This window comes from Pseudomonas gingeri (genome assembly GCF_013386165.1).
GTDB classification, from domain to species: Bacteria; Pseudomonadota; Gammaproteobacteria; order Pseudomonadales; family Pseudomonadaceae; genus Aquipseudomonas; species Aquipseudomonas gingeri_C.
In genome coordinates this window covers 610,459-622,700 of record NZ_JACAOS010000016.1, presented here as the reverse complement: position 1 = coordinate 622,700, position 12,242 = coordinate 610,459, and the positions used below count along the sequence as shown (strand labels likewise).

At 61.4% G+C, this 12,242-nt stretch carries 12 protein-coding genes; 3 read left to right on the top strand and 9 right to left on the bottom strand.

Annotated elements, in window-relative coordinates; translation table 11 throughout:
• Window positions 1-223: 223 nt before the first annotated feature.
• Together HX866_RS19175 and HX866_RS19170 are read left to right on the top strand one after the other, a co-directional pair.
• Window positions 224-814 (top strand): PadR family transcriptional regulator, encoded by a 591-nt coding sequence (locus tag HX866_RS19175; RefSeq protein WP_177096564.1) that lies wholly within the window; start codon window positions 224-226, stop codon window positions 812-814.
• The gene (locus tag HX866_RS19170; protein WP_177140250.1) at window positions 811-1,590 is read left to right on the top strand and encodes a siderophore-interacting protein; all 780 of its coding nucleotides are present in this window, start codon (window positions 811-813) and stop codon (window positions 1,588-1,590) included. The genes HX866_RS19175 and HX866_RS19170 overlap by 4 nt, the downstream gene beginning before the upstream one ends.
• Window positions 1,591-1,699: 109 nt before the next feature.
• Here HX866_RS19170 and HX866_RS19165 read toward each other — a convergent pair whose 3' ends face one another.
• Window positions 1,700-2,353 carry a Pr6Pr family membrane protein gene (locus HX866_RS19165; protein ID WP_177140249.1) on the bottom strand — a complete coding sequence of 218 codons (654 nt, stop codon included), beginning with the start codon at window positions 2,351-2,353 and terminating at the stop codon, window positions 1,700-1,702.
• Window positions 2,354-2,370: 17 nt separating this feature from the next.
• On the bottom strand, window positions 2,371-2,601 hold the full coding sequence (locus HX866_RS19160) for a VF530 family DNA-binding protein (protein ID WP_177096558.1): 231 nt from the start codon (window positions 2,599-2,601) through the stop codon (window positions 2,371-2,373).
• Window positions 2,602-2,974: 373 nt separating this feature from the next.
• Between HX866_RS19160 and HX866_RS19155 the strand changes: the two genes are divergently transcribed.
• The gene (locus tag HX866_RS19155; protein ID WP_177103721.1) at window positions 2,975-4,999 is read left to right on the top strand and encodes a TonB-dependent receptor; all 2,025 of its coding nucleotides are present in this window, start codon (window positions 2,975-2,977) and stop codon (window positions 4,997-4,999) included.
• A gap of 93 nt (window positions 5,000-5,092) precedes the next feature.
• Here the strand turns inward: HX866_RS19155 and HX866_RS19150 are convergent, their stop codons facing one another.
• The 7 genes from HX866_RS19150 to HX866_RS19120 all read right to left on the bottom strand — a co-directional run bounded on the left by HX866_RS19150 (window position 5,093) and on the right by HX866_RS19120 (window position 12,223).
• Window positions 5,093-5,746 (bottom strand): Pr6Pr family membrane protein, encoded by a 654-nt coding sequence (locus HX866_RS19150; protein WP_177140248.1) that lies wholly within the window; start codon window positions 5,744-5,746, stop codon window positions 5,093-5,095.
• 152 nt (window positions 5,747-5,898) lie between these two features.
• Entirely contained in the window at window positions 5,899-6,540 is a 642-nt protein-coding gene (locus HX866_RS19145; RefSeq protein ID WP_177140247.1) for a Pr6Pr family membrane protein, read from the bottom strand.
• Between the two features lie 96 nt (window positions 6,541-6,636).
• Window positions 6,637-7,557: a hypothetical protein gene (locus tag HX866_RS19140; protein WP_177140246.1), complete on the bottom strand. Its 921-nt coding sequence runs from the start codon at window positions 7,555-7,557 to the stop codon at window positions 6,637-6,639.
• 347 nt (window positions 7,558-7,904) lie between these two features.
• The gene (locus HX866_RS19135) at window positions 7,905-8,327 is read right to left on the bottom strand and encodes a group I truncated hemoglobin (RefSeq protein WP_177103718.1); all 423 of its coding nucleotides are present in this window, start codon (window positions 8,325-8,327) and stop codon (window positions 7,905-7,907) included.
• Window positions 8,327-9,187: a DUF3034 family protein gene (locus HX866_RS19130; protein ID WP_177103716.1), complete on the bottom strand. Its 861-nt coding sequence runs from the start codon at window positions 9,185-9,187 to the stop codon at window positions 8,327-8,329. Before HX866_RS19130 ends, HX866_RS19135 begins: the two co-directional genes overlap by 1 nt.
• 5 nt (window positions 9,188-9,192) lie before the next feature.
• A complete protein-coding gene (locus tag HX866_RS19125; protein ID WP_177096544.1) occupies window positions 9,193-11,550 on the bottom strand; it encodes a putative bifunctional diguanylate cyclase/phosphodiesterase in 2,358 nt (785 codons plus the stop codon).
• A complete protein-coding gene (locus tag HX866_RS19120; RefSeq protein WP_371316741.1) occupies window positions 11,534-12,223 on the bottom strand; it encodes a methylamine utilization protein in 690 nt (229 codons plus the stop codon). Before HX866_RS19120 ends, HX866_RS19125 begins: the two co-directional genes overlap by 17 nt.
• Window positions 12,224-12,242: the final 19 nt, after the last annotated feature.

Below are 12,242 nucleotides of genomic sequence, written 5' to 3'. Positions count from 1 at the left end.
GCCTTTTTGACACAAGACGGCATGGTAAAGAGCTGTCCCGGACTTGCTTAGAGTGCTTTTCTTCGATTGCCGTAGGGGAAAACGCTAAGTCATCACAGAAAACACAACACAACCCTGAGAGGCATATCAGCACAAACGGGCTGAACGTCCGTTCGTCGTTTTTTCTTGTCGCACAGTTAAGATATATCTTAAGGTATATCTTAACTAGACAGGAGAAAGAGAAATGAGAGAGGAACATCCCCACCATCGTCACCATCCCCGGGAATTCGGCGACGGCCATGACGGTTTCGAACGCCGCCCCGGTCGCGAACGCGGCGGGCGCGGGCCAAGGGTCTTTGCCCCCGGCGACCTGAAGCTGTTGCTGCTGGCCTTGATTGCCGAACAGCCCTGCCACGGCTACGACCTGATCCGCCAGATCGAAGGCATGTTCGACGGCGCTTACAGCCCGAGCCCCGGCGTGATCTACCCGACCCTGACTTTCCTTGAAGAAAGCGAAATGATCATCGGCGACGCCGCCGCCGGAAAAAAACGCTACAGCGTGACCGACGCCGGGCGCCAGTCACTGCTCGAACAGGCCGTGGCCCTCGATGGCGTACGCATGCGCATCGATGTCAGCAAGCGCTCGCTGCGCGGCCATGAACGGCCATTGGAAATCCACGAAGCGGTGCACAACCTGCGCCACGCCTTGCAACTGCACAACGGTCGCTGGAGCCCGGAAGAAATCCTTCGGGTTCGCGACCTGCTGAACAACACCGCCAAAGCCATCGTCGATGGCCCGGGCACCACCCCTTCCGGTCAGGAGAAATCGCTATGAATGCAGTTAACCCGGTGATTCATCGCGTCATGCACGAAATCAAGCGTCGCCGTCTGGAGGTGTTGCGCGTTGTCGACCTCACGCCGCGCATGCGTCGCATCACCGTGGGCGGGCCGGAGCTGGCGGGCTTTATCAGCCTGGGCACGGACGACCATGTAAAGGTGTTTTTCCCACAGAGCGCCGCCGAACAGGCGGCGCTGGAAACGATGGTGCTGGGGGCCAAGGACAATGGCCCGATGCCCGCCATGCGTGACTACACCCCACGGCGTTATGACCTGGACAGCGGCGAGCTGGACCTCGACTTCGTCCTCCACGGCGACGGCCCCGCCGCAACCTGGGCAGCCCAGGCCGCGCCCGGCCAGTTCCTCAATATCGGCGGCCCGCGGGGCTCGATGGTGGTACCGGATATCTTCGACAGCTACCTGCTGATCGGCGACGAAACCGCGCTGCCGGCCATCGCCCGACGCCTGGAAGGCCTGGCGGCCAATCGACGGGCGCGGGTGGTGATCGAAGTGGAAAACGCCGCAGAGCAGCAGGTGCTGCAGAGTCCGGCACAGGTGGACGTGACCTGGGTGCGCCGTGATGCGCCAGAGCAGGACCTGCTGCGCACCGTCGAACAACTGAGCATCCCCGAAGGCAGCCTGTACGCCTGGGTGGCGACCGAAGCGGCGTTGTCACGCAAGATCCGCAAGGTGTTGCTGGGCAGCCATGCTTTGAACGAAGAATTCCTCAAGGCGGTCGGCTACTGGAAACTGGACGACAGCGCCGAGGATTGATCCGACAAAACCACCCCAGCAAACTGTAGGAGCTGGCTTGCCAGCGATGAGGCCATCAGGCGCAATACAAACCTAAATGACCTCTTCGCTGGTGCAAGCACTGCCTGCCCTACACTCTGCCCCGCCACCGATCCAGCGCAATCAACAACCCCGACACCAGCAAAAACCCCAGCAGAATCTGCCCGGCATTGATAAACACCTGTGGATAACCCAACTTGTCCACATCGAAAAACGGGTACGGGTACACCCCGATCAAATGTCCGCGCAACAGCACATAGGCGAAATAGACCACGGGGTAGATTGCCCAGGGCAACCCATCCCACAGCCGCAACGTCCCCTTCTTTACGCAGCACCACCAATAACCTACGAACAACACCGGCATCACGTCGTGCAGCAGTTCATCGGCCAGCCGTTGGAACCCCTGGGGATGCCACAAATGGCGCAGCAACAGGTTGTAGGCCAGCCCGACCACCACGATGCTCACCGTCACACCCGTCTGCACCGACGGTTTGAGAAACCAGCGTTTGCCCGCTGAATCCCGCGAGGTCAGCGCACAGGTCAGCACCGTCGCCGCCAGGGTATTGGTCAGCACCGTGAAAAAACTGAAGAAGGTCACCAGCGCACCGATCAGACTGGCCTCCACCTGCCAGCGGAAAATCAGCAGCAGATAGAGCTGGATCGTCAACCCACTCCAGCCCAGCAACGCCGCGCCCATCAGCAGGATCCGCCGCCAGCCGCCCGAGGTTTCCACAGCGCTGCGCATCGCTCCGGCTCCCGCGCTCACAGCTCGCGCTTGGTCCGCGCCAGCTTGATATAGAGACCCTCGACTTTCTCCCGCGCCCACGGCGTCTTGCGCAGGAAGGTCAGGCTCGACTTGATGCTCGGATCACTCTTGAAGCAACGGATATCGATGCGTTGCGCCAACCCTTCCCATTCGTAATGGGCCACCAGGGCATTGAGGATCTGCTCCAGGGTCACGCCATGCAGAGGGTTGTTGTTCGATGCCGTCATGCCAGGCCTTCAGGTCAGGAAATGGAAGAAGCCGCGCACCTTAGCCGAGCCTTGGGGCGGGGGGAAGAGCCACGGGCGAAGACAAGGCGCCCCGTATCTGAAATGACTGTAAGACCGCTCTGATACAGCACGCAGCTTGCGCACGAGCGACAGTCTTGTAGGAGCCAACTTGCTGGCGATCCAACGCAAGAACAGCTCCTGCTTCAAGTCTAGCGCTGCAATCGGAAACGCTCAGGGTTTTGTTTTTCTGACAAAAAAGTTATGTTATGTCATAACATATGAGAAACATTAACAATCACACCCCACGACCGCTCCAGCCTTTCATTTGACTCAAGGCGCACTCTTTCGCGCCCCGCATGCCAAGGAAACACCGATGTCCCTCTCCTCTCCCCTGCGTTCTCACCTGACCCCGCTGGCCGCCGCCTTGCTGATGACCTCCCCGGCCTACGCCCTGGACTTGCAACCCCAGGTCATCACCGGCAACCCACTGGGCAGCCAGCAACTGGCCTCCCCCAGCACCGTGCTGGAGGGCGACGACCTGACCCTGCAACAGCAAGGCAGCCTCGGCGAAACCTTGAACAAGCAGCCCGGCGTGTCGTCCTCGTATTTCGGTCCGGGGGCCAGTCGCCCGATCATTCGCGGTCAGGATGGCGACCGTATCCGCCTGCTGCGCAATGGCGTCGGCGCCCTGGATGCCTCGGCACTCTCCTACGACCATGCCGTGCCGCTGGACCCGGTCAATGTCGAACGGATTGAAATCGTCCGCGGCCCGGCCGCCCTGCTCTACGGCGGCAGCGCCATCGGCGGTGTGGTCAATACCTTCGACAACCGCATCCCCACCACCGCCATCGACGGTATCCACGGCGCCGGGGAATTGCGCTACGGCGGCGCCGACACCACCCGCAGCAGCGCCGGCAAACTGGAAGCCGGTGACGGCACCTTCGCCTTGCACCTGGATGCCAACGCCCGCGAGTTCAACGACCTGCGCATTCCAGGCTTCGCCCGCGACCGCAATGCGCCGGCCGGCGAAGACACGGATCAACGCAAGGGCCGCCTGGGTAACAGCGATGGGCGCCAGGACGGCGGCGCAGTCGGCGGTTCCTACACCTGGGACGACGGCTACGCTGGCTTGTCCTACAGCAACTACGACTCCAACTACGGCTCCCCCGCCGAGCAGGACGTGCGCATCCGCATGCAGCAGGATCACTACGCCTTCGCCTCGGAAATCCGCAACCTGCAAGGCCCCTTCAGTTCGGTGAAACTCGATGCCGGCTACACCGAGTACAAACACAGCGAGATCGAAGACGGGCAAGTCGGCACCACCTTCAAGAACAAGGGTTATGAAGCCCGGGTCGAAGCCCGGCACTTGCCCCTCGGGCCGTTCAACGGGGTGATCGGGGCGCAGGCCAGCCGCAACGAGTTCTCGGCGCTGGGCGAAGAAGCCTTCGTCCCGCAGACCGACACCAACAGCGGTGCACTGTTCCTGCTGGAGGAGCTCAAGGCCAGCGAGCGCCTGACCTTCAGCCTCGGCGGACGCCTGGAACATACCCGCATCGACCCCGACGCCCAGGGCAACGAACGCTTCGCCGCCGCCGACCGCTCCAGCAGCTTCACCGCCGGCAGCCTGTCATCGGGCGCGATCTACACCTTGACGCCGATCTGGTCCGTGGCCGCGACCCTGAACTACACCGAACGCGCGCCAACCTTCTACGAGCTGTACGCCAACGGCGCCCACGTGGCGACCGGCACCTATGAACTGGGCGACGCCAACCTGTCGAAGGAAAAAGCCGTGTCCAGCGACCTGGCCCTGCGCTTCGACAATGGCACTCACAAGGGCAGCTTCGGGGTGTTCTACAGCCATTTCTCCAACTACATCGGCCTGCTCGGCAGCGGTCGTACCCTCAACGATGAAGGCCAGGAAGATGCGGCTGGGATTCCCGAATACCGCTACTCCGGGGTCCGCGCACGCTTCGCCGGTTTCGAGGCACAAGATCACTGGAAACTCGGCGAAAGCGCCTACGGCAAATTTGCACTGGAACTGTCCGGGGACTACACCAGGGCCACCAACCTCGACACCGGCGAAGCGCTGCCACGGATCGCCCCGTTGCGCCTGAACAGTGGCCTGCTCTGGGAGCTGGATCGCTGGCAGGCTCGGATCGACGTCGAGCATGCGGCGGGCCAAGGGCGAGTGCCGGCCAACGAGACCGGGACCTCGGGCTACACTACCTTCGGTGCCAGCGCCGGTTATCACTTCGACATCGGCAGCAGCCAGTGGCTGGCCTTCGTCAAGGGCGACAACCTGACCAACCAGACCGTGCGCTACGCCAGTTCGATCCTGCGGGATATCGCACCAGCGCCAGGGCGTAGCGTGGAATTCGGTTTGCGCACCACGTTCTGAGGTTCGTTGCGCAGCTCAGCCCAGCGGATCCTTCAATGTGTATGAAGAAGTCGGCCACCTCTCGGTGGCCGCCTTGTTTGCGAGCCTCTTCGATCAAGCCTTGCCTTTCCAGCGATCCACGGCAATCACCACCAGTGAGATCACCACAAAAGCCACCAGGACCATCAGCGCATTGATAAACACCTGTGGATAACCCAACTGGCCCACATCGATAAAAGGATAGGGGTAAGCGCCGACAAAGTAGCCACGCACCAGGGCGTAGACGAAGTAGACCGCCGGATAGATCAGCCACGGCCAGAAATCCCGCCATTGCAAGGTGCCCTTGGGCACGCAAAACCACCAATAGATCACAAACAGCACCGGCATCACGTCGTGCAGCAACTCATCGGCCACCCACTGCAGGCCCTCGGGGTTCCACGTATGGCGTAGCAGCAGGTTGTACGCCAGCCCGACCAGCACAATGGCGGCGGCCACCCCGCCCTGGACCTTGGGATTGAGAAAGAAACGCCGCACGGGCGAATCCCCTGATGTTGCCGCGCAGGTCAGCACCACCGCCACGAGGATATTGGTCAGCACCGTGAAATAGCTGAAGAAGATATCGACCCCACCCAACAGGCTCTTGTCGCCCTGCCAGCGCGACATGAGGATCAGATAGAGTTGGAGGATCAAGGCAAGCCATCCCAGCGCCGCCGCGATCTTAACGGCAATGCCGCCCCCGCTTTGCGTTAAAACCATACCGTCGCTCATGAACTTGGCTCCTCGCTAGCGCGACACCTGCGACTGCAAAGCCCCAATCGATTGAGTGCTCATAAAACAGGGTGTCTGTTGAGCAAGACCCTAGAAGAACGCGGGACAAGTCTCTACTGTCAGAAATGACAGTCCTGACCAACGGCAATCCATCAGCGCTTGCCGCGCCAGCGATCCACGGCAACCACCAGCAGTGATAGCAGCGTGAATCCCAACACCACCATTGCGGCATTGATAAACATCTGGGGATAACCCAACGTGTTCACATCGATGAAGTCATAGGGGTAGGCGCCGATCAGGTATCCGCGCAGCAGAAGGTAAGCGCAGTAGGCCAGCAGACAGATCAGCCATGGCAGCACATCCCGCCACAGCAAGCGCCCCCTGGTCACACAGAACCACCAATAGAGCAAAAACAGCACCGGCATCACGTCGTGCATCAATTCATCGGGGACCCACTGGAATTCCTCGGAACTCCATGAATCGCGCAACAACAGGTTGTACACCAGCGCGACCAGCACCACGCTGACCGCCGCGCCGCCCTGAACCGAAGGTCTGAGAAAGAAACGCCGCGCCGCCGAATCCCCCGATGTCGCCGCGCAGCTGAGTACCAGTGCCACCAGGATATTGCACAACACCGTCAGGTAACTGAAGAAGACATCCAGTCCGCCCAACAGACTCCCCGCATCCTGGCAATTCTGGTAGAGCTGGATGCACAATGTCACCCAGCCCAGAAGCGCAGCGCCCTTCAGGGCAATGCCAGTCCTGCCTGACGTCCAACCCCTGTCATCGCTCATGACCTTGGTTCCTGACTCTCACCAGCTCCGCGATTCCAAAGCTCTCAACAGGTTTAGCACTCGATCAAGCAGGCTGTCCCGAGCAAGGAAGACGCTTCATGGATCCTGCCTCAACACCATCAGGGAAAAACTGGAGGTGTCAACTTCCAGGACACCGCTGAGCGCTTGAGGAGGGACAGGCCTGGTCTCGGTCTCGCCGAAGGTCCAGTCGATGACTCCGCCGTTTTTCAGCGCCACCACCCGCTCGTTGCGAATAGCGATGGCGCTCACGCCGGACTTCACTGCATCCGGCACCGGCATCACATTCAACCCTCCTCGGTGGTGCCAAGCCAAGACCCCACCGCCTCTGATCGCCACCCAGTGGGCATCGTCATTGGCGATGGCGCTGACTCGGGATAGTGCCTGATCCGGCACGTCTATCAGGCGGATGGTGCCGGGCGACCAGCAGAGCACCCGGCCATGCTCGGTGAGGGCCATGGCCTGGCCGCCGGTATGTGGTTCAATGGAGATGGCTTTGATCCCTGACTGGGCTTCCTCCGGGACATGCAAGAGTTCCGACGTATTGATCTCCCAGAGCAGCACCACGCCTTGCTTGAGCGCCATGCCCCAACGGCCGTTAATGGCGATGGCCGTCACCCCCGACTGCGCGGCCTCCGGCACTATCAATTCGGAGAACACCGGATAGTCCTGCCAGCAGAGGACTTTTCCCGCCTTCAGCGCCAACGAGCTGACGCGGGCGGGGCGTTCGTTATAACCAAGGGCGATGGCGCTGACACCGGACTTCGCCTCCTGCGCAACCGGAGTGGTTGTGGTGCTGCCATTACCATCCCAGGCCAGCACTTCCCCTCCTTTGATCGCCAGCATCATACCGAGCGAATTAGTGGTCATTGTCGAGACCCCGGAGCTCACTTTCTCCAGCATCCGCATCTCGTCACCGTTGTGCCACCAGGCCAGAATCCCGCCCGTGGGCTGCTCATTTATCGCTTTGTCACTTGTTGAAACCCGGTCGTTACTCATGACAGTTCCTCATTGCCACCCTGACACTCGCGACCGCCAAGTCCCAAACTCGTTGAGCACTTGAAACAAGATGCCTGTGAGCATGACCCTAGAAGAACGCGGGACAAGACTCTACTGTCAGAAATGACAGTCCTGACCAACGGCAACGCCCTGTTCAGGTGCCTTTTAACTGCCTGCACTTTATGGTGGTTGTGCGCAGGGCGCTCTCGGACGCGACGGTCGACTAACCTGCGTACAGCCGCCACCCTCAATTCGGCGATGAATAAGCGCGGGCGGGAACAGCCGTAGATTCGGCGGCGCCTGAACCGATACCTGCACGGACGCCACTAAGTTCGGAGTTATTCAGCCTAGTGCTGAATAACCTCACCCCGCATCGGCGCCAACCGCGCAATCAGGCGGTTCTGCACCGGCACCGGAATACCCAGGGTATCCATCGCCGCGATCAGGTCCTCCACCAGCGCATTGAAGTCGCTGCGGCTGACGTTCTGGCCCTTGTGGCTCTCGGCCATGGTGTCGCCGGTGTACACGCAAGGCCCGCCCGCCTCGACGCAGAACTGTTCGACCAATTTATCCCGCAGGCGCTGGATATCGATCTTGCGGAAACGCTCGACGATCCGAGGGTCATGGGCAATGTTCAGCAACATGCCCTCGACGATCCGGGTAATCCCAGCCCGCTCGCCCAGATCACGATAGAGACTGTCATCCTTGGGCGGTTGTTGGGCACAACCGGCCAACAGGGCAATGATCACCAGCAACTTCAAAACCCGCATCAGAAACTCCCCTGCACGGACAGATAGGTGCCGTTCTGGTTATCCAGGGTCGCGATTTCTCCGAGCTTGGCGTAGGCCAGGACAAAGGACACGTGCTTGTTCGGAAAGTAACCGATAAACAGGTCAGCCCAATCGCTCTCACCGGAAAACGACAGGTTATCCGGCTTCTGCCGATACTCCACACCCATGGCCCAGCGCGGGTTGAACAGCACCGCCACGGAACCTTCCTTGAGCAAGGTGCGGGTATCGCGACGGTCACCACCAAAGCCCATCAGCCCCAGTTCGTTGGCCCGGCTGTAGCGCACGCCGCCGTTGACCAGCAGGTTGTAACCAAAGGCCGCGCCCATGAACAGGCGGCTGGCGGTCAGGTAGCCTTCGACGTCCTGATCGCGCTTGGCGCCCACCAGTTGCGGAATCTCGAAGTTGGTCTGGTGCTTGTACTCCAGGCCCAGGGACACCTGGGGCAAGCGGTCGTAGATCACATCGCCGAACAAGCGCACCTTGACGCCCAGGATGTCCTGCCCCAGATGATCCTCCGGCAGGCTCAGCTTGCTGACCAGCGAACCCAGGTCGAAGCGCTGGCGGGCAAAGGACACCTCCACGCGGTTGTCATAGGACGCCGCGACCCCGGCCACATCCAGCCGGTAGTCCGGGAGATTGACCGTGGTGGCGAACGCCGTGGCACTCCACTCGTTCTGTTCGCCATAGCCGGTCAGCATCGCCCAGGGCGTGATACCGCCGCCCGCCGGGCCTTCGAGGCTGCTGGCCCCACCCGTGGCGATCAAACGGCCGTTGTCGGCCAGTACCGGTTGCGCACCCAGGCAAGCCAGGCCGCAGAGCAAAAGAGATAAACGCTTCATGGCAGTCAATGAACCAAAACAGACGGTGAACCCAAAGGTAAGGCAACCCAGGCCTCGAACGCCGCCGCGGTCAGCGGACGACTGATCAGGTAACCCTGGGCAGTATCGCAATGCCAACGCTCCAGCAAGCGCAGGCTGTGTGCATATTCGACGCCCTCGGCGACCACCTTCAGCCCCAGGTTGTGGCTCATTTCGATGGTCGAGCGGACGATCACCGCGTCCTCGCTGGTTTCATCCAGGTCGCGAACGAAGGACTGGTCGATCTTCAGTTCCTGCACCGGCAGGCGCTTGAGGTGCGCCAGCGACGAGTAACCGGTACCGAAGTCATCCACCGACAGGCTGATGCCGCACTCGCGCAGCCGGTGCAGGACCTTCAGGGCCTTCTCGGGCTCACGCATCACGGCGCTTTCGGTGATCTCGAAAATCAGTTGTTCGGCCGGCAGCCGATATTGCTTGAGCAGCGCCGAGACCCGGTCGGTCAGGTCAGAGCCCAGCAGGTCGTCTGCCGAAATATTCAACGACAACTGTAGCCGCAGGCCACGCTTATTCCACTCCGACAACTGCCGTATCCCCTCCTCGATCACCCAATGGGTGAGGATCTGGATACTGCCGGTGCGTTCGGCCAGGACGATGAACTCCGCCGGCGAAACCATGCCGAACTGCGGGTGTTGCCAGCGTAGCAGGGCTTCGGCCTGACGCACGCGACCCTGGCGGATATCCAGCTTGGGCTGGTAATGCAGCAGCAACTCGCCATTGGACGCGGCATGGCGCAAGTCACGAATCAGGGTGACCTGGCGCCGGTGTGCCAGGTCGCGCCCCTGCTCGTAGATCTGGATCCGGCCCGGGATCTGTTCGGCGTCTTTCATGGCGATGGCGGCGCGACTGAGCAGCTCTTCCGCGGCCTGGCCGTCCTCCGGGAAGGCGGCAATGCCCATCCGGCAATCCAGGGCCACGTCATGCTCGGCAATCCGCTGCGGCTTGAGCAACAGTTGCTGAAGTTTGTCCGCCGTGGCGACCGCGCCATCACTGGCGGTGCCCTGCAGCAACAGCAGGAATTCGCTGCCGATCAGGTGCGCCACGGTATCGCCGGCCCGCAGGGAGCCGAGCAGGCGCTGACCGACATGTTGCAGCATCAGGTCGACCGCCTCGGGGCCGCCGGCTTCGCTGATCGCCCGCAGGTTGTCGATCTCCAGATAGATCAGGGCCACCGGACGCCCGGCGCTGATCGCACTGCCCAGGCGCTCCATGACCAACGCCCGGTTGGGCAGGCCGGTGAGGCGGTCGTGCAAGGCGTTGTGCGCCAGTTGCTGTTCACGCTCGGCGATGCCGCTTTGCATGGAGTTGAAGGCCGTGGCCAGAAGGCCCAGTTCGTCACTGCGTTTGAGCGGCACCGGGGTCTGGTAATCGCCCTGGCCGATCCGCTCCGCCGCCTGGGCCAACGCCCGCACCGGCTGCGAAACACTGCGCGCCAGCAACAAGGCGCCGACCAGGGACGCCAGGAGCGAAATCAGGGCGATAAACAGGATGTTCTGGTCGAGCGGCGCGAACGCCTGCATCGCCGCATCCAGGGGACTTTGCAGCAAGGCGATGACCTGGTTGTCATTTTCGTCGGCCGTGCTGGCCAGCATCAAGGTCTTGCTCAGGAAGCTGTGCTGCTCGTATTCGGTCAGTTCCTGTATGTGTTTCGTGGCATTGGCGAGCATCAGGTGCTCGATGCTTTGCGCCATGGCCGGCGGCTGGGTGCTCACCAGTTGCCCGGGTTGTTGCATGTCCACGGTCAGGAACGACACTTCCAGGTTGCTCAACGAACGCAGCTCGCGGGCAAACGCGGTGTCCATGGAAAAGCCCATCACCACCCGGGCAATCGGCAGGGGCGCCAGCACCGGGGCTTCCACCAGCAGGTGCGGCTGGCCCTGTAACGGCACGATCAGGGTCGATTGCTTGGCCCGCCGCGCTTCGCGCAAGGCCTGGTCATAGCGGAACTGTGAACCCTCGGGCGCGTCGTCCAGGGTGCTGGCGAGCACCTTGCCGTCCATGCTCAGGAGAATCATGTCACTGGCATTGATGCGCTTGCCGTGGTTGATCAGCACCGAGCGGATGGTCGCCGAATCACCGCTGGCCACCGCATCGCGAAAGCCGAAATCGGCGGCCAACAGTTGCACGCCATCGCTCAGGCGCCGGCCCTGGACGTCCAATAAACGTTCGAACACTCGGGTACCGAGCTGCAATTGCTCACTGGCCTGGCTGCGGATCGCGCTGTTGGTGGCCGCCTTGACGCTGAAATACAGTGCGCCAACCACCACCAGCAACAGCAGGATCAGGACGCAGGCGACCCGCGCCTGAAAGCTACTTCGCAGTTTCACTGACAGCTTTATTGAAGGCATCGCCGAAAGTACTCGGAGCCGGCGCCGCAGGTGCGTCCGGCGACAGTGGTTGGATCGACAGGCTGAAACGTTGCTTCAGGTCCGTGGCGGACACACCGATTTCGCCACCCGGCTGTGGCAGCATATCAACCACCTGGGGATGCCAGAGCGTGACGTGGTAGCGGCCGGCAGGCAGTTTGTCGAAACGGATGATGCCCTTTTTATCACTGACCGCGAACCAGGGATCGTCGGTCACGTAGATATAGCCAAGCATCCAGTCATGGATGTTGCAACCCAGCACCACGACACCCGGCTTGTCGAATAGAACCGGATCCGACGGCGTCCCTTCGTACAGACGCAATTCGAAGCGCTTGGGCGTCGAGAAGGAGTAGACCTGATGGCGAATGTTGTCGCTGTTGGGAAAGCGGACCTGGGTGCCGGTATGCACCGCCAGCACATGGGGATCGTACTGTTTGTCACGCTGGTCCATGTCGGCCTTGAGGGTATAGGCCGGCGGCGGCACATCGCCCTGCAAGGTCATGACCACATTCGCCAAGGGCTTGCCGTCCTGATCGACGATCTCGGCCTGGAAACCGGCGGCAATACTCAGGCCGCTCGAGAGCAAGCATGCAACAAATAGCAACAATCCGGTCAACGACGTTGGGCGGGCCATGCAGCAACTACTCATAGGT